Origin of the sequence: Mesonia sp. K7 (genome assembly GCF_003233725.1) — a bacterium.
Taxonomy (GTDB): Bacteria; Bacteroidota; Bacteroidia; order Flavobacteriales; family Flavobacteriaceae; genus Mesonia.
This window is the reverse complement of record NZ_QKQV01000012.1, coordinates 53,051-76,119: the sequence shown is the minus strand read 5'-3', so window position 1 is coordinate 76,119 and position 23,069 is coordinate 53,051. Positions and strand designations below refer to the sequence as shown.

Sequence of the window (23,069 nt, the reverse complement as noted above, 5' to 3'; positions counted from 1 at the left end):
TTATTAATTGTTATTTCTACCTTTGTGAGTAGAAGATTTCACTTATGACCATTACCCAATTGCATTATGTTTTGGCTGTTGCCGAACATCAGAATTTTACCAAAGCTGCCGAAAAGGTTTTTGTAACACAACCTACCTTGAGTATGCAAATTCAGAAACTGGAAGAAGAACTGGATGTGCAGATTTTTGACCGTAGCAAAAAACCAATTGAACTTACTAAAGTTGGCGAAAAGATAGTACAGCAAGCCCGTAACATTGTAAACGAAAGTGATCGCATCAAAGATATTGTCGATCAGCAAAAAGGGTTTATAGGTGGCGAATTTCGTCTGGGAATTATCCCTACGATTATGCCTACCTTATTACCGATGTTCTTGAAAAACTTTAGTAAAAAGTACAGCAAAGTAAAACTCATCATTGAAGAATTACCTACCGAAACCATTATCGAAAGACTAAAAGACGGTCATTTAGATGCGGCGATTGCGGCAACACCGCTCGAGCAAGAAAAAATTAAAGAACGCGTGTTATATTATGAGCCTTTTGTGGCTTACATCCCAAAAAATCACCGATTGCAAGATAAAGCTCAGCTTGTGGCAGACGATTTAGATATCGATGAAGTTTTATTACTCGAAGACGGACATTGTTTTAAAGAAGGAATTCTCAATTTGTGTAAAGCACAAAATACACTTTCGGAAAAATCTTTTATGCTCGAAACAGGAAGTTTTGAAACCATTATAAAGCTCGCCAACGAAGGTTTGGGAATGACCCTTCTGCCCTATTTACATTCGTTAGAAATTAAAGACAGCGAAAAAAGTAACCTAAAAATGTTTGAAGAACCTGTTCCAGCAAGAGCTGTGAGTTTAATATACCATAAAAGTGAACTTAAAATGCAAATTATCGAAGCTTTACATACGGTAATTTCTGGAGTTGTCAAAGGCGCGATAACTTTTCAAAATGTACAGATCATTAGTCCGTTGCAACAGAAATAATTATGGAGCTACCATAGGTTTAAACGGTAAATCATTTTTCCAGGTTTCACCATAAGTTTCGGTAAGGTATTTCGCGACAGCTTTGTTGTTAGCAAGCGTTGAAGGATCTACTGGGCAGCTTTTTTTTATCACACCAACACCATATTTTTCCTGAAAGTCAACAAATTCTTTAGGAATTGAGCTGTCAAATCCGTGTAGGATAAAAGTTGGTTGGTTATTCAACAGCAGATTATCAAACTTTTGTTTTTTGTGTAACTGAATGTGTATTTGGTTATCTTCTTCTGTGAAAACGTCTGGATACTTTAGAACCGTATAAAAATTAGCAACTGAAAATCGAAAATGGTAGCTTCCTTCTTTTGGTAATTGTATTTTGGACTCACTTTTATGGATAACAAATATCGTATCGAGTTCTTTTATCCATAATTTACCCTCAGTAAAACCTTCTGGAGAACAATTTTCTATAAACACTTTTGCTGTAATTTGTTGTGCCAGTATATTTTGACAAAAAAGCAGCAAAACAATTAAATAAGTAATTTTTTGAAACATTATTTCCTCTTTTACTAAAGACAAAAAAAATCCTTAAGATGTTACATATTCAAAAAAAAGACACTGTTTCCAGTGTCTTAGTTTTTTATATAAAGCAATGAAACTTTTAAGTCGGGGTTTTGATTTACCAAAAGGATAATAAACTTTTTGAGTTCTTCTATTTCGTGAGGCAAAAGCCTTTTTACAGCTTTTTCTACTTCTTTACAAAATAAACTCACGTCGAAACTCACTTTTTTTAGAATCACTTTGGTGTATTCAAACATAGCTCTAGACATAAATTTGAAGTTTTAAAAGATTGGGTAGTGTTGCATCAATAGGCTGTATATTTTATTTAGAATCACTCAAATTTACAAAAATAAATGAATATTTTTCAGGAAAAGTTAACATTATAAATGTTAATTTATGTTAAATTTTTGATTTTAACGTCCATTCAAAATCAAATTCAGAAACAATCTCGCCTCTTTCATTTCTCCCTATAGATTTCATCCAACAAGTTTTAGGTTCGTTGTCATTGAAAGTTTTTTGAATCACTTCTTCTAATTTTAAACCATCCTCACAAGTAAAAGTTATTCTACCTACAGCTTTTTTATAGAAGCTTCCTTTGTGGTTCAAAACCAACATCGATATTTCTTTTTTACTTTCTCTTATTGCTTGCATCACCAGACTTCCCGTAGAAAGTTCTGCAGCCATAGACTGTACCGCAAAATACATCGATTGAAACGGATTTTGATTGATCCATTTGTAACTAACCGTAGTCAAGGCATGTTTTTGGGTAATTTCTTTTAACCTAACGCCACATAACCAAGCTGCTGGTAATTTAAAAGCAATATATATGTTCACTTTCCTAATATTCATTGGTTTTTTCCTTTCGTTTAAAACAGAAAATTACTAAAAAAGAGCTTGAAAAATTTCTTAAAATTTTGTTAAACTCATTACTTTGTATTGCATACTACTTTCTTTTAGATATATATTTGCAATAACAAAAATAAAATTGAATGAAAATTGAGAACACCAAAGCACAGATGCGGAAAGGAGTCTTAGAGTATTGCATACTTTCTGTTCTCCGCGAAAATGAGGCTTATGTAGCAGAAATTCTTGATGCACTTAAAGAAGCAAAACTTATTGTAGTGGAAGGCACGATTTATCCGTTGCTCACAAGGTTAAAAAATGCTTCGCTTTTAAGTTATCGTTGGGAAGAATCTACAAGCGGACCTCCGAGAAAATATTACGGACTTACCGAAACTGGCAAGCAATTTTTAGAAGAACTTACCATGACGTGGCAAGAACTTCAGGAAGCTGTAAACATTGTTACACAAAGCAAAACCAACAACCATGAATAAAACTGTAAACATAAATTTAGCAGGTATCTTTTTTCACATAGACGAAGATGCATACCTAAAACTCAAAGCATATCTCGACACCATCAGAAATTCTTTTAAAAACGGACAAGAAGGTCAGGAGATTTTACAAGATATAGAAGCTCGTATCGCCGAACTTTTTACGCAAAAAATGGCTCACGAAAAACAAGTGATTGGGATCAATGAAGTAAATGAAGTCATCTCGATTATGGGTCAACCAGAAGATTACCAAGTAGATGAAGACTTTTTTGAAGATAAAGAACAAGCTTATACTTCTGCAAAAAGTAAAAAGCTTTATCGCGATACCTTAACAGGAAATATTGCAGGTATTTGTGCAGGTTTTGGTCATTATTTTGATTTTTCCGTGATTTGGTTACGTATAATATTTATCATTCTTGCCATTGCCACTTCAGGTACTTTTATCTTGATCTACCTTATTTTATGGCTGGTGATTCCAGAAGCAAAAACTACTGCCGAAAAGTTAGAAATGACTGGCGAGCCCATTAATATCAGTAATATTGAAAAAAAAGTGAAAGAGGGTTTTCAGCATGTAAGTGATAGAATGAAAGATGTAGATTACGAAAAGTACAAAGATCAATTTACCAACAGCTCTACAAATTTTTTTAGAAATGTGGGAAACGGATTGGTTGCCATTTTAACTTTTTTAGGAAAATGCTTGGGTTTTTTCCTCGTCGTAGTTAGTGGTCTAACGTTACTTTCGTTAATTCTAGGTTTTTTATTTGTTTCCTTTTCAGGGATTTACGAAAATCCGTTTCTGTTTAGAAATTACGGTTTTACAGAAATTTTTATCGGGAATGACACCATTATCCCTAATCTCGTCACAGGAATTGCCCTTACACTTTTTATGGTGATTCCGGTTTTTATAATCTTCTATTTAGGCTTAAAATTACTCATTACCAATCTTAATTCTATTGGGAAAACCGCAAAGATTACGCTGTTAGCGCTTTGGTTGGTTTCGTTGGGTATCTTGTCTTACGTGGTGATGAATAGAGTGGCTCACAATGCCTACGAAGAAGAAATCGTTTCCACGGAAGTATTGCCGATTATGACAAACGATACTTTAACGATCAAACCCTATTACGACAAAAGTTCTGGCTTTAGTTTAAACGAAAGTTATAGGTACACTTATAAAAAAGGAGGTGAAAATGTATTCCAAAAGAAAATTAGGCTTAAAGTTTTACCCACCCACGACTCTATTGGTAAAATTGTCACTAGAAAAAAAGCTTCAGGGAAAAGCAGCCTGAAAGCACAAGAAAACGCAGAAGAAATTGATCATGAATATGCGCTTAACGGAAACCTTCTCAACTTTAATGGAATTATGAGTTCACCAGGAAAAGGTGACATTTATGAAGAAAATCTAATTTTAGAAGTTTACCTACCGATTAACAGCTATGTATATCTGCACGAAGACACTTCTTATTTTGCCTATTGTTGCAATAATCTATTATCAGATTCAACCTACGGAGAAGTGATAAAAATTGAGGATAAAGCTAAAGTTACTTCTGAAAAAAATAAAGATACCCTTTTGATAGAAATTGAAGGAGATTCTATTTTATAATTAGTTAGTTTAAAAAGAGAAATACCTGCTATCATTAGCAGGTATTTTTATTTTACTTCCTCAAAATACTTTCCATTTTTTTACCTCTAGCCAACTCGTCGATAAGTTTATCGAGGTAACGTATTTTCTGCATCAAGTCTTCTTCGATATCTTCTACCCGATAACCACAAATCACACCTGTAATTTTTGAGACATTCGGATTGATTTGAGGTGCTTCAGCAAAAAAAGTTTCAAAATCTACCTTGTTATCGATTTGCTTTTGCAGTGCTTTTTGGTCATAACCCGTTAACCAAGAAATAATAGTATCGACATCGGCTTTTGATTTTCCCTTTTTCTCTGCCTTTGTCACATAATGCGGATAAACACTCGCAAAGGCCATTTTATAGATTTTTGTGTTTTGCATTTCTTCTTAGTAATTAAAAGAAATTTCTTTTTCAATATCGGGATGAAGGCTTAAAAATACGGGGCAAGAATAAGCAATTTGTTCCAGTTTCTTCCTAACCTCTACTCCATAATCTTTAGGAAAAGTCAAATCGATTTTAATCTTACTGATTCGTCTTGGATTGGCAGCCATTTCTTTGATGACTTCGGCTTTGGTATTTTTTAAATCGATGCCTTCACGTTCGGCATAAATTCCCATAATGGTAAGCATACAACTTGCCAGTGCAGTTGCAACGGTATCGGTTGGGGAAAAAGCTTCTCCTTTTCCGTTGTTGTCGCTTGGTGCATCGGTAATGTATTTGTTACCACTTTTATGATGCGTATTTTCTACTCTTAGTTCGCCAAGATAAACAGAAGTTGCAGTACTCATCTTGTTATTTTTGTATGATTTCTAAGTTTAAATCTTTCTGGTATTTTAAGATATATACTGCATCATTATAATAGCCTCCTTTTACTTTTTTATGGTAATAAAACTTGTTTTCGGCATATTCTGTAATCTGATGTATTTCTTCTAATGACTTATATAAATCTGAGTTAATAGCCAATCTTAATATCGCATCTAAAGTAACGTCATAACCCCTCGAAGCATACTTGTTTGGTGAAATGCCGTGTTTTTTGTGATAATCTCTATAAAAATCGTTTTCAGGATCTATTTCTTTAGCGATAGAAACAAAAGTAAAATCAAGATTTGCTAAATATTCTGCGGGTACTTCTTCTTCAAAAGCATCGGTTTGATGTGAAGAAAATACTTTTATTTTATAACTACCAGCGTACGCATTTAAATAAGTAATCGCATTGGTAATCAAGCCGCGGTCCTCGGCTTCAATAATCACCCAGTTTTCTACTCCTTTTTGTAAAGCACTACCCAAATCACCTTGTTTTAAAAATGAACCTTGAGAAATCGCTTTCGAACCTGGGATATTTGATAAAAATCTAGCTTCTATATCTTTGTGTTTATTATCTGTTAAAATAAGTACATTTTTACCCGCTTGTAAACTATCGATGTATTGAATAAGTGCTTCTTGTTGCATCTCATTGGTTGGTCGTGTCTGAACCAAGTTGGTATTGGCATCGACATTCCCACTAGTAAGTGGTGATAAAACTGGTATATTTTGAGTTTGGAGCAATTTTGCAGCTTCCTCTACCGTGCTACTCAGAAATGGACCAATTACCATATCTGTATTATCAAAATTATTTTGGCGAATGATCTCTCCTACCTTAGACTTGCTTTTTTGAGTATCGAAAACTTTGTAATCTACTTTTACACCTAAACTTTCTGCTTTCTCGATAGCTAATAAAGCTCCACTATAAAAGTCTAAAGCAATGCGTAAAACCTTGTCTTTTGCAATACTTTTTTTATTTGATTCATCAAGGTTATCTATTCCAAAAGGGATAAAAAAAGCTATATTTTGGGTGCTTCCTCGCTGTATTTTTTTAGACAAATCTACTCTATCTTCTGAAAGCGGCGAAGAAGTATCATACTGCTCTGCTATTTCATCACTAGGTACTTGTATTTTTAAACCAACATCTAAACCGCGTTCTTCCAAAATCGGGTTCCAAGCAATGAGGTTATCTTTGGTAATTTTATACTTCTTAGTTAGACTATAATAAGTGTCTCCTTTTTTAATTTCGTAAAACTCAAAACCTTTTTCTAACTGATTTTGGTTTTCTTCTGCTCTATTCTTATTGACAATAGACAGGATTTGACCTTCTCTTAGTTGTAAAACAATATGCGGATTTAAGGCTTCCAATTCACTTATTGTCAAGCCATATAGCCTAGATATACCATATTTGGTTTCCTTAGGCATCACGATATGTAACAAATTTTTAAAAGTAGATTGTTGTACTGTAGTATTTACGTCAACATTATCTTTTCGTTGAAACAAAGGGATTTTAATCACATCGCCATCTCCTAGAATTTCGGTCTTTAATTTTGGGTTGTATTGCTTTAATTCTTCCACAGAAGTGTTGTTGCTTTTCGCAATACTATAGAGCGTTTCTTTAGGTTTAACCGTATATTCTTTATAATTTACAGAAGTATTTGCCGCAACTTTGGGGAGAATTTCCTCTTTCGGAATCACCAAAACTTTGCCTTCTATTTTTTCGTTTCTAACTTCGGGATTGAGCTTTAAAATCGTCGACTCAGAAACTTTATATGAAGCAGAAATACTTTGTAAAGTTTCGCCATCTTTTACAATGTGAGTTGTATATTCTTGAGCAGGAGCCGAATAAAAAGTCAGCAAGGCAAATACTAAAAGAAGTTTTTTCATCTGTTTTATTTATGTTAACCTTATTGGAAAATTTTTGATTTTCTAAAATACAAAAATTATTCCCATTCTATCGTTGCAGGTGGTTTAGAACTAATGTCGTACACCACTCTATTAACGCCTTTTACTCTATTTATTATAGCATTTGAGGTTTTTTGAAGAAACTCGTAAGGAAGATTTACCCAATCTGCGGTCATTCCGTCGGTAGATTCTACAGCTCTTAAAGCCACAACTTGTTCGTATGTTCTTTCGTCTCCCATAACACCAACAGAGTTTACAGGTAATAAAATTGCTCCTGCTTGCCATACCTTATCATACAAATCCCAATCGCGTAAGCCTTGAATAAATATATGATCTACTTCTTGTAAGATTCTTACTTTCTCTGCAGTGATATCTCCTAAAATTCTTATGGCTAAACCTGGGCCTGGAAAAGGATGCCTTCCCAACAAATTTTTATCAATACCCAGTTCTTTTCCTACCCTTCTCACTTCATCTTTGAATAACATACGAAGCGGCTCAACAATTTTTAATTTCATAAAATCGGGTAAACCACCTACATTATGGTGTGATTTGATAGTGACCGAAGGTCCGTTTACCGAAACCGATTCAATCACATCGGGATAAATAGTTCCTTGGGCGAGATAAGTTACATTCTGAATTTGGTGTGCTTCGTCATCAAAAACCTCAATAAAGGTTTTACCGATGGCCTTACGCTTTTCCTCTGGATCACTTTTTCCCGCTAAGGCTTCTAAAAATCTATCGGAAGCATCGACACCTTTTACATTTAATCCCATATCCTTGTACTGATGCAGAACACTTTCAAATTCGTTTTTACGGAGTAAACCATTGTTTACAAAAATACAATAGAGGTTATCACCAATCGCTTTGTTCAGTAAAACAGCAGCGACAGTAGAATCTACACCTCCACTTAAACCTAAAACAACTTTGTCCTCACCTATTTTTTCTTTGAGTTCGCCTATAGTCATTTCGGCGAAAGCACCAGGCGTCCAGCTTTGTTCGACTTTAGCAATTTTCACTAAAAAGTTTTCCAACAATTGTTTTCCATCCTTAGAATGGTATACTTCTGGGTGAAACTGAATCGCAAAGGTTTCTTCACCATCGATGCGATAAGCTGCATTCAACACGTCATGGGTACTGGCAAGACGAACGGCATTTTCCGGTAATTCTTTGATGGTATCGCTATGTGACATCCATACTTGTGAATTTTCAGAAATAGCATCAAAAAGCGTTTCTTTGTCTTTGATGATTGTTAAATTAGCACGACCATATTCGCGTGTTTCTGAAGGTTCTACTTTACCACCATTGAAATGTGCTAAGTATTGCGCACCATAACAAACCGCCAGTAAAGGTAACTTTCCTTTGATATTTGATAAGTCTGGATGTGGAGCATCTTCACTTCTTACCGAAAACGGAGAGCCCGATAAAATCACGGCTTTAAAAGTTGATAAATCTTCTGGAATTTTGTGGTACGGATGGATTTCGCAATAAATATTTAATTCTCTAACTCGTCTAGCAATTAACTGTGTGTATTGCGAACCGAAATCTAAAATGAGTACGTTATTTTGCATAGGCAAAAGTAATAACTTTGCGTTAAAATTTATAAGCGGCGTTTCATAAATTTATATTTTTATAATCAATCTAAATTTTACCGCTATGCGTTTCGTCGGAGCTATTGTTTTTTCTATCGCTATTGTTTTAGCGGCTTACTTTTTAGGGAATGCCTACGTCAAAAGAGCAAATACTAATGATGTAATTGCAGTCACAGGGTCTGGTACTTCTAATTTTACGTCAGATTTGATTGTTTGGGAAGGAACTTTTTCTCGTTTTAGCAAAAATTTACAACAAGCTTATGAGCAAATTGCTGCCGATAAAAAAACGGTAAACGACTACCTTATCGGAAAAGGAATTAAGCCAGATAATATCATTTTTAATTCGGTGAATACTACAGAGAGAAGCGAAAGTAAATATGACAACGGGAATTTTGTAGGACAGGAATTTTTAGGCTACGACTTAAGACAATCGATAAAAATAGAATCGAATGACGTAGAATTGATTGAAAAAGTATCTAGAGAGATAACAGAACTTCTTAATCAAGGTGTACAATTTAATTCTATACCACCAAGATATTACTACACCAAACTATCTGATCTGAAAATTGAAATGATTTCAAAAGCTACTGAAGATGCTAAGTTAAGAGCTGAAAAAATTGCTGAAAATTCTGGAGGAAAATTAGGTTCTTTAAAGAAAGCTGATATGGGTGTTTTTCAGATTACGGGTCAAAATAGTGGTGAAGATTACAGTTGGGGCGGAGCTTACAATACCTCAAGTAAAAAGAAAACTGCATCAATTACAATGCGACTACAATACGAAATAGATTAATTATCTAATTGTATGATTGAAAATTTAAAATTTAATGGGTTTAAATTTTCTTTTAGTTTTTCAATAAGTTGATCGCCAAAAGCTTCGTAAAACTCACTAAAGTTTAAAACTCTCTCTTGCAAATTTTGATTTGGAAACAACTCTTCCTGAAGTTTTAAAACACGATTTATTTCACTTTCAAACTTACGTTTTTGTGCTTTGAGTAAGCGTTTTTCTAAATGGTCTAGCCCGTTTTTTTGCTTCTTCTCTTGTGCTGCAACAGCTCCTAAAAACGATTGGTCTGTCTTTTTCGCTAACTGATACAAATCTTGGAATTGTTGTTCTAAAAACTGTTTCTGCTTAGAAAAATCGATATCAAGTTGAGAAACTTTTTCTGTGTAAACCGTCTTTAACTCATTCGTTTTTAAAAATAAATCTTCGATTGAAACCTCCAATTTTTCTAATTTTTCAAACTGTTTACTTAACACAAGTAACGCAGAGTTTCTAAGAAACAAAATAGGAAATGGTGTTTTTTCTGCGTCAAAAAAAGATTTCAATTCAAGCCAATACGCTATTTCACCTCCTCCTCCAATATAAGCCAAGTTCGGTAAAATGGTTTCTTGATACAATGGTCTTAAAATTACATTTGGGGAAAATTTTTGAGGATTTTTGTCGATTTCGTCTTCAATCTCTTTAGGACTAAAAACTAAATCTGTGTTATTGACATAAAAACTATTTTTCTGGAAAATAATACGTTCACGCAAATTTTTGTCTTGATAGAAAAAGTTGATTTCCCTAGGGTTTACTTGAACTTTATAATCACTTTTTTCTAAATATGACTTGGTTTTAGAAACTTTTTTATAGGCTGTATTTTGAAAAATATCGCTTTTTATGAATGGTATAAACTCTTTTTTCAACTCTTTTTTGTTAGAATCTACTATTACCAAACCATACTCTCCAAAAAGCTCGTTCACTAAATATTGTGTAGCTTCTGCTAAATTTTCTTGATTAAAATATGAGTTTATAAAAAGCTCTTTTAGTTTTTTTGCGTTTGTAGATTGATTTAGCAAGGACTCAAACTGTTTAAAAACCTCATCCAATTGTTCTGTTTTGAGTTCGCCAACAGGTCCTGATGCGTTTACTTTCCACTCTAGCTTTTGTTGCTTGAAATTAAAGAAATTGATTTCGTCGAAATCATGGTCTTCGGTTGCCATCCAATAAACCGGCACGAAATTATATTCCGCGTAAGCGTTATTGAGCTGCTCGGTAAGATTAATTACCGAAATAATTTTATAGAAAAAATAAAGTGGTCCGGTAAATAAATTGAGCTGATGACCCGTAGTTATAGTGAACGTATTTTCCTTGGTTAAAAGCTCTAAGTTATTCTTCGTTTTTGGACTTATCGCTGTATTTTGGTATTGATTATTTAAGCTTTTTACCAACCTATTTCTAGTTGATTCTAAATAGGAATTTTGCTTTAACTCAATTTGCTTTTTAAAATTTTCTAGGGTAGGAAAATACTGATATAAGTTTTGTAAATATGGCTTTTGAGCTAAATAATCGAGAATAAGCGGTGAAAAATAACCCGTTTGTTGGTAGGATAAGCTTTTGTTCATATGCATAGCGTTCCTACAAATATAAAAAGAATTTTATGGAAATTTTTAAACAGGAATACCGTATAAATCGAAATCTTCGGCAGCCGTAATTTTGATATCCACAAAGTCACCCGTTTTTAGGTAAAATTGGGTGGCGTCAATCAGAACTTCGTTATCTACATCGGGTGAATCAAACTCAGTACGTCCTATAAAAAAGTTGCCTTCTTTACGGTCGATGACACATTTAAAAACCTTATCTATTTTTTGCTGGTTGAGCTCCCAAGAAATTTGAGATTGAATTTCCATAATTTGGTTGGCTCGTTCTTGCTTCACTTCTTGTGGCACATCGTCTTCTAAATTATAGGCGTGCGTATTTTCTTCGTGAGAATAGGTAAAACAACCTAAACGCTCAAAACGCATTTCTTTTACCCATTGTTTGAGTTCTTCAAAATGAGCTTCAGTTTCACCAGGGTAACCCACAATTAGAGTTGTACGAATTGCCATTTCAGGAACAATTTCCCTAAATTTATAAATCAAATCCGTTGTTTTTTGATGTGTAGTTCCGCGTCGCATCGATTTGAGCAAATCATCCGAAATATGTTGTAACGGAATATCTAAGTAATTACAGATTTTAGGCTCAGCTTTCATCACGTCTAAAACGTCTAAAGGGAAACCTGTCGGGAAAGCATAATGCAAGCGAATCCACTCGATGCCCTCTACTTTTACAAGTTCTTTCAGTAAATCTGCTAATGCTCTTTTTTTATATAAATCTAAACCGTAATACGTTAAATCTTGCGCAATCAAAATGAGTTCTTTGACTCCATCTTTTGCTAGGTTCTGAGCTTCTTTTACTAGGTTTTCTATCGGTGTAGACTTGTGTTTACCACGCATCAAGGGAATGGCACAAAACGAACAAGGTCTGTCACAACCTTCGGCTATTTTTAAATAAGCATAATTTTTAGGGGTCGTCGTGAGTCGTTCACCGATCAATTCGTGCTTATAATCTGCCCCAAGTGCTTTTAATAAACTAGGTAATTCTGTGGTTCCAAAATATTGGTCAACATTTGGAATTTCCTTTTCTAAATCTGGTTTATACCTTTCGGATAAGCATCCTGTCACAAAAACTTTGTCGATTAATCCTTCTTCTTTCTTTTGGGCAAAATCTAAAATGGTATTGATGGATTGTTCTTTAGCATTATCGATAAATCCACAAGTATTAATCACTACGACATTACCTTCCTGCTCATGCACAACTTCTTTATTATTGGCACGTAATTGCCCCATCAAAACCTCCGAATCGTAAACATTTTTGCTACAACCCAAGGTTACTACATTGATCTTATTCTTTTTAAGAGATTTTGTACGCATGAGTTTATGGAATTAGGAGTTAGGAAGATTAAATTCTTATTTCTTGTGTCTATTTTCTTACGCTTTCTTAAAAAATGAATCCACAAATTCCATTTTATGGAAAGACTGTAAATCTTCGATACCTTCACCAACGCCAATGTACTTTACAGGAATCTGAAACTGATCGGATATACCAATGACTACACCACCTTTTGCGGTTCCGTCAAGTTTAGTGACCGCCAAAGCAGTCACTTCTGTTGCCGCAGTAAACTGCTTGGCTTGCTCAAAAGCGTTTTGTCCTGTTGAACCATCGAGCACTAATAATACTTCATCAGGTACATTTTCAGTAAGTTTTTGCATCACGCGTTTGATTTTCGTCAATTCATTCATTAAATTAACTTTGTTGTGCAACCTTCCGGCAGTATCAATAATCACCACATCAGCGTCTTGTTTAATAGCACTTTGCACCGTATCGAAAGCTACTGAAGCAGGGTCGCTTCCCATACTTTGTTTGACAATAGGAACATCTACTCGATCTGCCCAAATTTGTAATTGATCGATAGCTGCAGCTCTAAATGTATCTGCTGCTCCAAGCACTACTTTTTTGCCTTGTTTCTTAAACTGATGTGCCAATTTGCCAATGGTCGTAGTTTTTCCGACACCATTTACGCCTACCACCATTATCACATAAGGCTTTTTAAGAGGTAATTCAAAATTGTTTTCTTCGCCAGAACCCGTTTCGCTCAATAAACCCGCAATTTCTTCTTTTAGAATTTGGTCTAATTCTGCTGTGCCTAAGTATTTATCACGAGCCACACGCTCTTCGATACGGTTAATGATTTTAATGGTTGTAGTTACCCCAACATCACTCGAAATCAAAACATCTTCTAAATCATCTAAAACCTCATCATCTACTTTGCTTTTTCCGGCAACAGCTTTACTAAGTTTTCCGAAAAAACTGTCTTTGGATTTTTCTAAACCTTTGTCTAAGGTCTCTTTTTTTTCTTTAGAAAATATTTTTTTGAATAAGCTCATAATTCTATATAATTTGCGTCACCAACTATTTTAAAAATAGTTTGGCAAATATACATAAAAAGAAAAAGCCGCCCCGAAAAACGAAGCGGCTTTATATTATATGATATCCGAATTATTTTTTGTTTAAATAATCGTTTACTGCTTCTGGTGCCATGATTGCTTCTTCAAAAACATACGCTCCTGTTTTTGGAGACTTTACCATTTTGATAGCCTTTGTAAGTCTTTTTGATCCTGTTTGTAAAGATGCTACTGATTTCTTTGCCATAACTCTAAATTATTTGACGTTTTAGCTTTCGCTGAAAAGCCTAATTACTATTTAATTTCTTTATGCACCGTCATTTTATTTAAAATCGGGTTAAATTTCTTTAACTCAATTCTATCAGGTGTATTTTTTTTGTTCTTTGTAGTGATGTATCTAGAAGTTCCTGGTTTACCAGACTCTTTATGCTCTGTACACTCTAAAATTACTTGTATTCTATTTCCTTTTTTTGCCATCGTTATAAGTTTTTACAGAAGTAAGAATTATTTGGTTAAAAAACCTTTTGCTCTCGCCTCTTTAATTACAGCAGAAATACCTTTCTTGTTAATATTTTTTAAAGCAGAAGTAGATACTTTTAAAGTTACCCATTTATCTTCTTCTGGAAGGTAGAAACGTTTTTTCACCAAATTGGCGTTAAATTTACGTTTAGTTTTATTCATCGCGTGAGAAACATTGTTTCCTACCATTGCTTTTTTTCCAGTAAGTTCACAAACTCTTGACATTTTTCTTAGCTTTTCTCGTTATTTCAAAACAGGTTGCAAATTAACAATATTTTTATTGATTACACAACAAAAAAAACAGAAAAAAATTTTAGAGTTGTGTTTTTAAATCCAAGAGTAATTCTTGCGCTTTGGTAACCGCCTTAGAAATCACCTTTTCGCGCTCATTCCCTAACTGAAAATGGAAGGTTTCTGTTTTTACTTTCGTGGAAACAGAAATATATACGGTTCCTATCTTGGCATCACTATCTCCCTTTGTTGGCCCAGCGTTGCCTGTGGTAGCAATTGCAACATCCGCTTGAAACATTTCACGACAGCGTATTGCCATCTCCTTGGTAACTTCTTTGCTCACCACTGAATGTTCTGTAATTATCTCGTCAGGAATTTGCAAAACATTTCTTTTGGCTTTGGTGGCGTAAGTGACCAAACCACCCAAAAAGTACTGCGAAACCCCAGGTATTTTCACCAATTCTGAAGCTAATTTACCACCTGTGCAACTTTCTGCAGTCGCTAAAGTGAGTTTGTTTTTAAGGAAAAAGTTAGCGATTTGCTCTTCAACACTTAGATCATCTTCGTACCCTTTAAAATAATCTTGGATTAAAGGAAGTACTTTTCTAATTTGCTCATTGACATTTTTTTCTAAAACATCTTTTTGTTTTCCTTTGGTAGAAAGTCGTAAACGCACACGACCAAAATTGGGCAAATAGGCCAACTTGATATCTTTTGGTAAATTTTCTTCCCAATCTTTTATCATCAAAGCCAAATCACTTTCACCAATTCCGTAGGTTAACAGCGTTTTGTGATAAATTGCACTTCTGTCAGTAAGCTCCTCTAAGTATGGAATCACTTCATTTTTGAGCAGATTTTTCATCTCAAAAGGAACTCCTGGCAGTGAAATACAAATCAGGCCTTCTTTTTCGAAGCTCATTCCGGAAGCGGTACCAAATTTATTTTTAAAAATTTTTGCCTTTGAGGGTAAAAGTGCCTGGTCACGGTTAAGCTGACTTGTTTTTTTATGTAAATGATTTTCGAATAAATCTTCGATATGATCGAGGACTTCTTGGTTTAGAACCAATTTATCATCAAAATAATCACATAGGGTTTTTTTGGTAACATCATCATTCGTTGGGCCTAATCCTCCTGTAATCACAACAATTTTTGAGCGCTCTGAGGCTTCTTTCAAGGCATTGTAAATAACTTCTTGATCGTCTTGTATGGAAGTTATTTGGTTAATTTCGATACCAATGGCGTTGAATTCTTTTGCGATAAACGCAGAATTGGTATCTACAATCTGACCTATAAGGATTTCATCACCAATTGTGATAATTTCTGATTGCATTATAAGTTATAGTCTTCTTTAAGTTGCTCAATTACTTTTTCTACCCGGGTTTGTATTTTTTCGACATCTTTCAGAACATCTTTTCTAGCGAGCTCATGCTTTGACCACAATTCTAAATTGGCTACATTATTTTCTAAACCTAAACCAAAAAGCAAAAAGTTAGGCTTCATTTTATGAACAATACTATAAGAAAGTTCAGCGTTGTCGCTATCTACAGCTTCTACCATAAGCTGAATATCTGGTGGTAATTCTTCTATAAAAGCTTCGATGATTTCGACCATAAATTCTTGGTCACCATCGGCCATGATCTCTAATGATTTTAAATCGTATAACTTCATTATTTTACTTTAATCTGAAACATTTTTTGGTTTTCTATATATCCTTCTAAGATATCGTTTTCTTGTATTTTTCCTACTCCGCTTGGCGTTCCTGTAAAAATAATATCGCCAATCTTAAGCATAAAAAACTGGGAAATATACGAAATTAATTCATCTATTTTCCATAACATCAACGATGTATTAGCATTTTGCACAACTTCTCCATTTTTTTGCAATGAAAAATCGAGTTGTTGAATATCTTCAAAATTATCTTTATCAATCCATTTTTCGCTAATGACGGCAGAACCATCAAAACCTTTGGCTTTTTCCCAAGGTAAACCTTTCGCTTTAAGCTCATTTTGCAAATCTCTCGCTGTAAAATCGATACCCAGACCTATTTGGTTGTAATATTTATGTGCAAATTTAGGTTGAATATACTTTCCTATTTTATGAATGCGCACCAAAACCTCAACTTCATAATGCACGTCGTTAGAAAAATCTGGGATAAAAAAAGGTTGCTTTTTTAGTAAAACCGAAGTGTCTGGCTTCATAAACAACACCGGGTTTTCTGGTTTTTCGTTCGCCAACTCTTCTATGTGTTTGGCGTAATTTCTTCCTACACAGATAATCTTCATCTACTAATTAAGCTTTTCTTCTAACTTTCTCAACTTAATCATCGTCAAGACTTTTTTGGTATATAAGGGGAAGTCTGCATTTTGAATCCAACCATAATAACCAGGCTCTTCGTCTAAAACTACCTCTACTAACTTGCCTTTGTGCTTTCCAAAAGTGAGTACTTCTTTGCCATCTTTGTTGTAAGCTATAAAACCTGCAAAATCAACAAATTTTTTGTGTGAACTGTATTCTGAAAGCCATTTGGTATTGGTTTCCAAATCGGGATATTTTTCTAATTGCGCCTCTAATACCTCATAAGTTGCCAAAGTATCTGCTTCTGCACTGTGTGCATTTTCTAAGGTTTTATCACAGTAAAATTTATAAGCGGCTTCGAGTGTGCGTTTTTCTTTTTTATGGAAAATAGTCTGCACATCTACTGCCATAGCATTTCTAATATCAAAATCTACGCCTACACGTAAAAATTCTTCCGCAAGAAGCGGAATATCAAACCGATTGCTATTATAACCTCCCAAATCACAACCTTTGATCATCTCATAAACTTTCGCCGAAAGCTGTTTAAATGTAGGTTCGTTTGCCACATCTTCATTAGAAATTCCGTGAACAGCCGTAACTTCTTTAGGGATTGGCATTTCTGGGTTAACGCGCCATACAACGCTTTCACGATTTCCGTTAGGGAAAATTTTGAGAATGGCAATTTCTACGATTCTATCTTTTGCAATGTTTACACCTGTGGTTTCGAGGTCAAAAAAGCAAATGGGTTTGGTTAATTGTAAATTCATCAGAAATGATATTTTTTGCAAAAGTAATATTATTAAATTCAAAAACCATTATTTTACAGATTATCCCAAAAAAACACTTTCATATCTTAAATTTTTCTAAATTTACTTTTCATATTTTTTAAAATGCTCAAATACATTGCCTACGTAAGTAAACAATCCTATATCCTTAGTGACCAACAAATGTTAGATTTGTTGGATGCTGCAAGATCCAAAAATGAATCTCTCGGAATTACAGGTGTGCTAATCCACCTAAAAGGTAATTTTGTACAATTTATTGAAGGCCCTGATAGCTTTTTAAATGAAGTTTATAACTGCATTAGCACAGACAAAAGACATACAGATGTATTGACTATTGCTGAAGGTAACCTCGATGAGAGACGTTTTGAAAACTGGAGTATGGCTTTTAAAAAGCTAAACCATAAACTTTCTGACAACATGCCTGGCTTTATTGAATTTAAACCTGATGCACTTTTTGAGTTTCCTATAAAAGAAAAAGGTCAAGCTTTACCGGCATTGACCTTAATTCAAAATTATATTAACGATTTAGCTTCTTAAAAGCTTCTATTCACATCAAAAGCTTCTAAATATTGAGCTACACGCTGTACAAACTGTCCGCCTAAAGCTCCGTTTACTACTCTGTGATCGTAGCTATGCGATAAGAACATTTTGTAACGGATTCCTATAAAATCACCATCGGCAGTTTCGATAACTGCAGGCACTTTTCTAATGGCTCCCAATGCTAAAATACCTACTTGTGGCTGATTGATAATTGGTGTTCCCATAATACTTCCAAAAGTACCAACGTTGGTTACGGTATAGGTTCCACCTTGAGTGTCATCTGGCTTTAGCTTCCCTTGTCTTGCTCGGTTTGCCAAGTCATTTACGGCTTTTGACATGCCAACAAGATTAAGTTGATCTGCATTTTTTATTACAGGAACAATAAGATTCCCGTCTGGTAAAGCTGCTGCCATACCAAGATTAATGGCTTTTTTCTTGATAATTTTATTACCGTCTACCGAAATATTAATCATCGGGAAGTCTTTAATCGCTTTCGCGACAGCTTCCATAAAGATAGGTGTGAATGTAATTTTCTCACCTTCTCGCTTTTCAAATTCGTTTTTAATTTTACTTCTCCAGTTCCAGATATTGGTTACATCTACCTCGATAAACGATTGTACGTGTGCCGAAGTTTGTACACTTTGCACCATATGATGCGAAATGAGTTTACCCATTCTCGACATCTCGATAATTTCATCTTCACCATTTACACTCACCGGAACCTTTGCTACTTCTGTAGACTTGGCTGGTTCTTGTTTTGCTGTTGGTTGAGCTGTTTGTGTTGGTTGTGAACCTCTATTTTTTACGTAATCTAAAATATCGTTTTTAGTCACACGATTATCTTTACCTGTGCCCGAAATGGTTTCCAATTCTGAAACCGAAATACCTTCTTCTTGTGCAATACTCTTTACCAAAGGAGAATAAAAACGATCGCTATCAGAAAAATCTTGTGAAGTAACCGATTCCCTTGCTTGCGTAACCATATCTTCCACTTGGGCTGTACTAGCAGGAGCTTTTTCTTCAACTTTTTCTGGTGTTTCTGTTTCTTGAGCTACTGGAGCATCACCATCGGTTTCTATAATCGCAATAGTCTGACCTACTTTTACCACATCATCTGCTTCAAAAAGTTTTTCGACCAAAACACCTTCTACTTCGCTTGGTACTTCGCTGTCTACTTTGTCGGTAGCAATTTCAAGTACTGCTTCATCTTCGTCTATGCTTTCGCCTACTTCTTTTAACCAATTTGTGATGGTTGCTTCTGCAACACTCTCTCCCATTTTCGGGAGTTTCAATTCAAACTTTGCCATAAATTTTTAAAATAACAGACTGCGAAATTAAGCAAAAAATCACTTTTTTGGTAATAAAATTTTGGTTTAATCGAGTTTTACCACTTCTCCTCTGCTTATACTTTGGTCGCTCCCAATGATAAAATCAAAACCTCGCGGCCTTATTCTGTATTTTAATGAAGTGCTTTGTGAAGCTTCTATAAAATTGATGATTGCTTGCGCGGAAACAGTTTCGTTATCTAAAACCAAAAGGGAGTTTTGGGTGGAGGGAAACCCATCATTATGGGTAGCTACCGTCTCGAAATTGGTATTGTATTTTTTTTCTAGCTTTCGCTGAATGCTTTCATCTATTGAAGCTATAAAGTAGTTGTGATAAACTTCTGATACTTCAACTTGCTTTTTCTTGGTGGTATTAAAAAAGTTGGATTGTAGAAGTTTGGCTCCTAAACTTACCAACTGATAAAAAAACTGATTTTTGTAAAAATGCTTACGGTAGAAAATTTTCATCGCTCCGTAAAAACGCTTACGATAACTAGCATCTTTTACCGTGCTTTCGCCTTTATAATGAATGATTTTTGTAGTTCCGAGGTAATAATTTTGATAGCCTTTTTTAAGGAATTTATAACTCAGATCGATATCTTCACCGTACATAAAATAGTCTTCATCCAATCCGCCAACTTCCAGATACTTCTCTTTTTTCATCAGCATAAAAGCACCTGAAAGGATTTCTACTTTTCCGATTTCGTTTTCGCTTAAAGCGGAATAATAGTTTTTAGTATTTCCTAAGATTTTGGAAAAAGAAACTTTAGGAGTCGGAATATTTCGTTTTGATTCAGGTAGAAAACTTCCCGAACCATCTATCATTTTTACTCCTAAAATTCCTAAGTCTGTGTGAGCATCTGCAAAAGCTAATGCTTCTGCAAAGCAATTTTCACTTACAAAAACATCGGGATTGACCAGACAAATATATGCGCCTTGAGCTTCTTTTACACCCAAATTATTACCCCTGCTAAATCCTGAGTTTGTAGGGTTTTCAATAATTCTTACTTCAGGAAAATAACGATTCACCAAACTTACACTTTCGTCTTGTGAGTGGTTATCAACCACAATAATTTCGGCATCTATATTTTGTATTGCTCTGCTCACACTTGCCAAACAGTGCATCAGATAATACGGCACTTTGTAGTTGAGTATGATGACCGAAAGCCGCACGCTAAATGGTGTTTTTTAGGGATTCTTCAAACGGAATGCGGTGCAAGATACTTCGCCCAAGGGTAACTTCGTCGGCGTATTCGAGTTCGTCGCCAACGCCAATTCCGCGAGCGATGGTTGATGTCTTTATATTTTTACCTTCCAGTTGTTTGTAGATATAAAAATTAGTGGTATCACCCTCCATCGTGCTGCTCAATGCAAAAATAATTTCTTTGATTTCACCTTGAGCTACTTTTTCAACCAAAGTAGAAATGTTGAGCTGGGTTGGTCCAATTCCTTCCATCGGACTTATTTTTCCGTCCAAAACATGATAAATACCTTTATATTGACTTGTGTTTTCTATAGCCATTACATCTTTTACATCCTCGACCACACAAACCAACGATTGGTCACGATTAGGGTTGGCACAAATCTCGCAAACCTCTACATCGCTAATGTTATGACAGTTTTCACAGAATTTTACTTGTGTCTTTAGATTGACCAAAGCTTCGGCAAGAAAATGGGTTTGCTCGACAGGTTGCTTGAGTAAATGTAAAACCAATCGTAAGGCTGTTCGCTTCCCAATTCCTGGCAATTGCGCCATTTCTTCAACCGCTTGCTGTAAGAGTTTTGATGAAAAATCCATAACGACAAAAATACATATTTCATTTAAAGTATATATTCAATTTTAATAGTAAGTTTGTGAAAATACTTTAGTAAATGCAACCCATTCATATCATTATTCTCATTGCGGTTTATTTTCTGATTTTAATGCTTATCTCCTACTTTACAGGGAAAAATGATAGCAATGAGGCTTTCTTTAAAGCCGAAAGTAAGTCGCCTTGGTATGTGGTCGCCTTCGGAATGGTTGGCGCTTCACTTTCTGGCGTGACTTTTATTTCTGTACCAGGTTGGGTTCGCGATTCACAATTTAGCTATATGCAAGTGGTAATCGGGTATTTGTTTGGCTATTTTGTGATTACTTTTGTGTTGTTGCCTTTATATTATCGCCTTAATGTTACTTCTATTTACGAGTATTTACAACAACGTTTTGGCGAAGTTTCCTACAAAACCGGTGCCTTTTTCTTCTTTCTTTCAAGAGTTTTGGGCGCTTCGTTTCGTTTATTTTTGGTAGCAACCGTTTTACAATATTTTGTCTTCGAAAATTGGGGTGTTCCATTTTTTGTGACGGTTATTATTTCTATTGCTTTGATATGGATTTATACCGCTCGAGGCGGAATCAAAACCATTGTTTGGACCGATACCTTACAAACCTTATTTATGCTGAGTTCAGTAGCGATCGCCATATACTTTATCAGTGATTCGATGGGTTGGAGTTTTAACGAAGTCTTTACTTCTCCTAAACTTGATCAATACAACAAAACTTTCTTTTTTGATGATTTTTTAGCAGGTAATTATTTCTGGAAATCATTTTTCGGCGGAATGTTCATCACCATTTGTATGACAGGTCTCGATCAAGATATGATGCAAAAAAACCTTACTTGTAAAAACTTGAAGGAAGCACAAAAAAATGTGATGTCATATAGTTTGGTGTTTATCCCGGTAAATATTTTGTTTTTGTTTTTAGGAGCCTTACTATTTATCTATGCGGAACAAAGCGGAGTTGCAATACCGATGCTCGACGGCAAAGAAAAAACCGATTTACTTTTTCCTGAAATTGCCTTAAACGGAAATATGGGTATTGGTTTAGGTATTATTTTTATTCTCGGATTGATTGCAGCCGCATATTCAAGTGCCGACAGTGCTTTAACTTCATTAACTACAAGCTATTGCGTCGATTTTATCAATATTAAAAAACACGCAGAAGAAAAACAGAAACAAATTAGAAAACGGGTTCATATTGGCATTAGCATTTTACTTATTGTGGTAATCATCGCCTTTAAATACCTGATGGATAGCAGCGTTATTGATTTATTGCTCAAAGCCGCTTCTTACACTTATGGGCCTTTGTTGGGCTTGTTTGCTTTTGGTATTTTTACCAAATACCAAATCAAAGACAAATGGGTTTGGCTTATTGCGGTACTTTCAGTGGCGATTACTTTTATGTTGGGGAAAATCCCAACGGAATGGATTGGTGGGTATCAATTTAATTATGAGTTATTGGTCATTAACGGATTGATTACTTTTTTAGGTTTAGTACTGATTCGTCGAAAGTAAAACTAACGTACAAGCAATTTCCACTTCAATATTTTCCCTTTCAAGGATTTTGTATAACTCCGGATTTTCAGTTCCTGGGTTAAAAATGACACGTTTGGGCTTTAAGCTCACCAAATAATCATAATAAATTTTTTGACGTTTAGGATTAAGGTATAACGCAACCGTATGAATGGCCTCAAAATTTTTAGGAAAATCAATAATCTCTACCTCATCTATAAACCCCTTTCTTAAACCAATTGCACGGGTTTCTATGTTGTGTAAAGACAATCTTTTGATGGCAATATAAGAATATCGGTTGGGTTTGAGCGAAGCTCCCAATACAAGTGTTTTTTTATTCATAACCTGAAAATAACTCTTTGAATGCCAATAACTAAGTTAGATTTTCTTTAATTCTTAGTTATCAAAATGTTAAAATGAAATTTTGATGCAACTTTTTAAAACGAATTACGTCTATAATAATAGAGTATGTTGGTAATTTATTTGAATTAGCCTA

Annotated in this window: 27 protein-coding genes; 6 read left to right on the top strand and 21 right to left on the bottom strand. The window is 34.7% G+C overall.

Annotation, left to right across the window (positions count from 1 at the left end; translation table 11 throughout):
* Positions 1 to 44: 44 nt before the first annotated feature.
* Positions 45 to 986, top strand: coding sequence for a LysR family transcriptional regulator (locus tag DNG35_RS09510; protein WP_111128465.1), 942 nt, complete (start codon positions 45 to 47; stop codon positions 984 to 986).
* On the opposite strand, the gene DNG35_RS09505 is transcribed toward DNG35_RS09510, so the two are convergent.
* From DNG35_RS09505 to DNG35_RS09495, 3 genes are all read right to left on the bottom strand, one after another.
* Positions 987 to 1,532 (bottom strand): hypothetical protein, encoded by a 546-nt coding sequence (locus tag DNG35_RS09505; RefSeq protein ID WP_111128463.1) that lies wholly within the window; start codon positions 1,530 to 1,532, stop codon positions 987 to 989. It lies immediately after the preceding gene.
* 77 nt (positions 1,533 to 1,609) lie between these two features.
* Positions 1,610 to 1,807, bottom strand: a complete 198-nt coding sequence (locus DNG35_RS09500; RefSeq protein ID WP_111128461.1) for a hypothetical protein — start codon at positions 1,805 to 1,807, stop codon at positions 1,610 to 1,612.
* Positions 1,808 to 1,937: 130 nt separating this feature from the next.
* Positions 1,938 to 2,387: a DUF4442 domain-containing protein gene (locus DNG35_RS09495; protein ID WP_111128459.1), complete on the bottom strand. Its 450-nt coding sequence runs from the start codon at positions 2,385 to 2,387 to the stop codon at positions 1,938 to 1,940.
* A gap of 140 nt (positions 2,388 to 2,527) precedes the next feature.
* On the opposite strand from DNG35_RS09495, the gene DNG35_RS09490 reads away from it, so the two are divergent.
* Both DNG35_RS09490 and DNG35_RS09485 read left to right on the top strand, forming a co-directional pair.
* On the top strand, positions 2,528 to 2,872 hold the full coding sequence (locus tag DNG35_RS09490; RefSeq protein ID WP_111128457.1) for a PadR family transcriptional regulator: 345 nt from the start codon (positions 2,528 to 2,530) through the stop codon (positions 2,870 to 2,872).
* Positions 2,865 to 4,469: a PspC domain-containing protein gene (locus DNG35_RS09485; RefSeq protein ID WP_111128455.1), complete on the top strand. Its 1,605-nt coding sequence runs from the start codon at positions 2,865 to 2,867 to the stop codon at positions 4,467 to 4,469. The genes DNG35_RS09490 and DNG35_RS09485 overlap by 8 nt, the downstream gene beginning before the upstream one ends.
* Positions 4,470 to 4,521: 52 nt before the next feature.
* Here the strand turns inward: DNG35_RS09485 and DNG35_RS09480 are convergent, their stop codons facing one another.
* The 4 genes from DNG35_RS09480 to guaA are packed head-to-tail and all read right to left on the bottom strand — an operon-like array spanning position 4,522 to position 8,766.
* Entirely contained in the window at positions 4,522 to 4,872 is a 351-nt protein-coding gene (locus DNG35_RS09480; RefSeq protein WP_111128453.1) for a DUF2200 domain-containing protein, read from the bottom strand.
* A 6-nt stretch (positions 4,873 to 4,878) separates the two neighbouring features.
* On the bottom strand, positions 4,879 to 5,280 hold the full coding sequence (locus DNG35_RS09475; protein WP_111128451.1) for an OsmC family protein: 402 nt from the start codon (positions 5,278 to 5,280) through the stop codon (positions 4,879 to 4,881).
* Positions 5,281 to 5,284: 4 nt separating this feature from the next.
* Entirely contained in the window at positions 5,285 to 7,180 is a 1,896-nt protein-coding gene (locus tag DNG35_RS09470) for a LysM peptidoglycan-binding domain-containing protein (RefSeq protein ID WP_111128449.1), read from the bottom strand.
* 56 nt (positions 7,181 to 7,236) lie between these two features.
* Positions 7,237 to 8,766, bottom strand: a complete 1,530-nt coding sequence (gene guaA, locus DNG35_RS09465; protein ID WP_111128446.1) for a glutamine-hydrolyzing GMP synthase — start codon at positions 8,764 to 8,766, stop codon at positions 7,237 to 7,239.
* Positions 8,767 to 8,851: 85 nt separating this feature from the next.
* Between guaA and DNG35_RS09460 the strand changes: the two genes are divergently transcribed.
* Entirely contained in the window at positions 8,852 to 9,577 is a 726-nt protein-coding gene (locus tag DNG35_RS09460) for an SIMPL domain-containing protein (protein ID WP_111128444.1), read from the top strand.
* On the opposite strand, the gene bshC is transcribed toward DNG35_RS09460, so the two are convergent.
* The 10 genes from bshC to DNG35_RS09410 form a co-directional block, all read right to left on the bottom strand.
* On the bottom strand, positions 9,574 to 11,172 hold the full coding sequence (bshC, locus tag DNG35_RS09455) for a bacillithiol biosynthesis cysteine-adding enzyme BshC (RefSeq protein ID WP_111128440.1): 1,599 nt from the start codon (positions 11,170 to 11,172) through the stop codon (positions 9,574 to 9,576). The two genes, DNG35_RS09460 and bshC, sit on opposite strands and share 4 nt — an antisense overlap.
* Positions 11,173 to 11,217: 45 nt before the next feature.
* Positions 11,218 to 12,519 carry a 30S ribosomal protein S12 methylthiotransferase RimO gene (gene rimO, locus DNG35_RS09450; protein WP_111128438.1) on the bottom strand — a complete coding sequence of 434 codons (1,302 nt, stop codon included), beginning with the start codon at positions 12,517 to 12,519 and terminating at the stop codon, positions 11,218 to 11,220.
* Between the two features lie 57 nt (positions 12,520 to 12,576).
* Entirely contained in the window at positions 12,577 to 13,533 is a 957-nt protein-coding gene (gene ftsY, locus DNG35_RS09445) for a signal recognition particle-docking protein FtsY (protein WP_111128435.1), read from the bottom strand.
* A 112-nt stretch (positions 13,534 to 13,645) separates the two neighbouring features.
* Positions 13,646 to 13,798, bottom strand: a complete 153-nt coding sequence (locus DNG35_RS09440; protein ID WP_111128432.1) for a DUF4295 domain-containing protein — start codon at positions 13,796 to 13,798, stop codon at positions 13,646 to 13,648.
* A gap of 47 nt (positions 13,799 to 13,845) precedes the next feature.
* Entirely contained in the window at positions 13,846 to 14,028 is a 183-nt protein-coding gene (gene rpmG / locus DNG35_RS09435; RefSeq protein WP_111128429.1) for a 50S ribosomal protein L33, read from the bottom strand.
* A gap of 27 nt (positions 14,029 to 14,055) precedes the next feature.
* The gene (gene rpmB / locus DNG35_RS09430) at positions 14,056 to 14,295 is read right to left on the bottom strand and encodes a 50S ribosomal protein L28 (protein WP_111128426.1); all 240 of its coding nucleotides are present in this window, start codon (positions 14,293 to 14,295) and stop codon (positions 14,056 to 14,058) included.
* A gap of 88 nt (positions 14,296 to 14,383) precedes the next feature.
* Positions 14,384 to 15,631: a competence/damage-inducible protein A gene (locus DNG35_RS09425; RefSeq protein WP_111128423.1), complete on the bottom strand. Its 1,248-nt coding sequence runs from the start codon at positions 15,629 to 15,631 to the stop codon at positions 14,384 to 14,386.
* Positions 15,631 to 15,969: an Hpt domain-containing protein gene (locus tag DNG35_RS09420; protein WP_111128420.1), complete on the bottom strand. Its 339-nt coding sequence runs from the start codon at positions 15,967 to 15,969 to the stop codon at positions 15,631 to 15,633. Before DNG35_RS09420 ends, DNG35_RS09425 begins: the two co-directional genes overlap by 1 nt.
* Positions 15,969 to 16,583, bottom strand: coding sequence for a fumarylacetoacetate hydrolase family protein (locus DNG35_RS09415; RefSeq protein WP_111128417.1), 615 nt, complete (start codon positions 16,581 to 16,583; stop codon positions 15,969 to 15,971). Before DNG35_RS09415 ends, DNG35_RS09420 begins: the two co-directional genes overlap by 1 nt.
* A gap of 3 nt (positions 16,584 to 16,586) precedes the next feature.
* Positions 16,587 to 17,363, bottom strand: coding sequence for a 3'-5' exonuclease (locus tag DNG35_RS09410; protein ID WP_111128415.1), 777 nt, complete (start codon positions 17,361 to 17,363; stop codon positions 16,587 to 16,589).
* Between the two features lie 123 nt (positions 17,364 to 17,486).
* Between DNG35_RS09410 and DNG35_RS09405 the strand changes: the two genes are divergently transcribed.
* Positions 17,487 to 17,918, top strand: a complete 432-nt coding sequence (locus tag DNG35_RS09405) for a BLUF domain-containing protein (RefSeq protein ID WP_111128413.1) — start codon at positions 17,487 to 17,489, stop codon at positions 17,916 to 17,918.
* Here the strand turns inward: DNG35_RS09405 and DNG35_RS09400 are convergent.
* The 3 genes from DNG35_RS09400 to recR form a co-directional block, all read right to left on the bottom strand.
* Complete coding sequence (locus tag DNG35_RS09400; RefSeq protein ID WP_111128411.1) at positions 17,915 to 19,228, bottom strand: dihydrolipoamide acetyltransferase family protein; 1,314 nt, start codon at positions 19,226 to 19,228, stop codon at positions 17,915 to 17,917. The genes DNG35_RS09405 and DNG35_RS09400 overlap by 4 nt on opposite strands.
* Before the next feature lie 66 nt (positions 19,229 to 19,294).
* Complete coding sequence (locus DNG35_RS09395) at positions 19,295 to 20,419, bottom strand: glycosyltransferase family 2 protein (protein ID WP_111128409.1); 1,125 nt, start codon at positions 20,417 to 20,419, stop codon at positions 19,295 to 19,297.
* 1 nt (position 20,420) lies between these two features.
* Positions 20,421 to 21,044, bottom strand: coding sequence for a recombination mediator RecR (recR, locus tag DNG35_RS09390; RefSeq protein ID WP_111128407.1), 624 nt, complete (start codon positions 21,042 to 21,044; stop codon positions 20,421 to 20,423).
* Between the two features lie 74 nt (positions 21,045 to 21,118).
* On the opposite strand from recR, the gene DNG35_RS09385 reads away from it, so the two are divergent.
* Entirely contained in the window at positions 21,119 to 22,576 is a 1,458-nt protein-coding gene (locus DNG35_RS09385) for a sodium:solute symporter (protein ID WP_111128405.1), read from the top strand.
* Here DNG35_RS09385 and DNG35_RS09380 read toward each other — a convergent pair.
* Entirely contained in the window at positions 22,553 to 22,915 is a 363-nt protein-coding gene (locus DNG35_RS09380) for a CoA-binding protein (RefSeq protein ID WP_111128403.1), read from the bottom strand. The genes DNG35_RS09385 and DNG35_RS09380 overlap by 24 nt on opposite strands.
* Between the last annotated feature and the right edge of the window lie 154 nt (positions 22,916 to 23,069).

Bases quoted from the DNA above. Each gene is read 5' to 3' on its own strand.
- ftsY (WP_111128435.1), bottom strand. From the start codon at position 13,533: ATGAGCTTATTCAAAAAAATATTTTCTAAAGAAAAAAAAGAGACCTTA.
- DNG35_RS09460 (WP_111128444.1), top strand. From the start codon at position 8,852: ATGCGTTTCGTCGGAGCTATTGTTTTTTCTATCGCTATTGTTTTAGCG.
- bshC (WP_111128440.1), bottom strand. From the start codon at position 11,172: ATGAACAAAAGCTTATCCTACCAACAAACGGGTTATTTTTCACCGCTT.
- DNG35_RS09510 (WP_111128465.1), top strand. From the start codon at position 45: ATGACCATTACCCAATTGCATTATGTTTTGGCTGTTGCCGAACATCAG.
- DNG35_RS09380 (WP_111128403.1), bottom strand. From the start codon at position 22,915: ATGAATAAAAAAACACTTGTATTGGGAGCTTCGCTCAAACCCAACCGA.
- DNG35_RS09495 (WP_111128459.1), bottom strand. From the start codon at position 2,387: ATGAATATTAGGAAAGTGAACATATATATTGCTTTTAAATTACCAGCA.
- DNG35_RS09425 (WP_111128423.1), bottom strand. From the start codon at position 15,631: ATGCAATCAGAAATTATCACAATTGGTGATGAAATCCTTATAGGTCAG.
- DNG35_RS09385 (WP_111128405.1), top strand. From the start codon at position 21,119: ATGCAACCCATTCATATCATTATTCTCATTGCGGTTTATTTTCTGATT.
- DNG35_RS09420 (WP_111128420.1), bottom strand. From the start codon at position 15,969: ATGAAGTTATACGATTTAAAATCATTAGAGATCATGGCCGATGGTGAC.
- DNG35_RS09415 (WP_111128417.1), bottom strand. From the start codon at position 16,583: ATGAAGATTATCTGTGTAGGAAGAAATTACGCCAAACACATAGAAGAG.
- recR (WP_111128407.1), bottom strand. From the start codon at position 21,044: ATGGATTTTTCATCAAAACTCTTACAGCAAGCGGTTGAAGAAATGGCG.
- DNG35_RS09410 (WP_111128415.1), bottom strand. From the start codon at position 17,363: ATGAATTTACAATTAACCAAACCCATTTGCTTTTTTGACCTCGAAACC.
- rpmG (WP_111128429.1), bottom strand. From the start codon at position 14,028: ATGGCAAAAAAAGGAAATAGAATACAAGTAATTTTAGAGTGTACAGAG.
- guaA (WP_111128446.1), bottom strand. From the start codon at position 8,766: ATGCAAAATAACGTACTCATTTTAGATTTCGGTTCGCAATACACACAG.
- DNG35_RS09500 (WP_111128461.1), bottom strand. From the start codon at position 1,807: ATGTCTAGAGCTATGTTTGAATACACCAAAGTGATTCTAAAAAAAGTG.
- rpmB (WP_111128426.1), bottom strand. From the start codon at position 14,295: ATGTCAAGAGTTTGTGAACTTACTGGAAAAAAAGCAATGGTAGGAAAC.
- DNG35_RS09490 (WP_111128457.1), top strand. From the start codon at position 2,528: ATGAAAATTGAGAACACCAAAGCACAGATGCGGAAAGGAGTCTTAGAG.
- DNG35_RS09485 (WP_111128455.1), top strand. From the start codon at position 2,865: ATGAATAAAACTGTAAACATAAATTTAGCAGGTATCTTTTTTCACATA.
- DNG35_RS09470 (WP_111128449.1), bottom strand. From the start codon at position 7,180: ATGAAAAAACTTCTTTTAGTATTTGCCTTGCTGACTTTTTATTCGGCT.
- DNG35_RS09400 (WP_111128411.1), bottom strand. From the start codon at position 19,228: ATGGCAAAGTTTGAATTGAAACTCCCGAAAATGGGAGAGAGTGTTGCA.
- DNG35_RS09475 (WP_111128451.1), bottom strand. From the start codon at position 5,280: ATGAGTACTGCAACTTCTGTTTATCTTGGCGAACTAAGAGTAGAAAAT.
- DNG35_RS09480 (WP_111128453.1), bottom strand. From the start codon at position 4,872: ATGCAAAACACAAAAATCTATAAAATGGCCTTTGCGAGTGTTTATCCG.
- DNG35_RS09505 (WP_111128463.1), bottom strand. From the start codon at position 1,532: ATGTTTCAAAAAATTACTTATTTAATTGTTTTGCTGCTTTTTTGTCAA.
- rimO (WP_111128438.1), bottom strand. From the start codon at position 12,519: ATGCGTACAAAATCTCTTAAAAAGAATAAGATCAATGTAGTAACCTTG.
- DNG35_RS09440 (WP_111128432.1), bottom strand. From the start codon at position 13,798: ATGGCAAAGAAATCAGTAGCATCTTTACAAACAGGATCAAAAAGACTT.
- DNG35_RS09405 (WP_111128413.1), top strand. From the start codon at position 17,487: ATGCTCAAATACATTGCCTACGTAAGTAAACAATCCTATATCCTTAGT.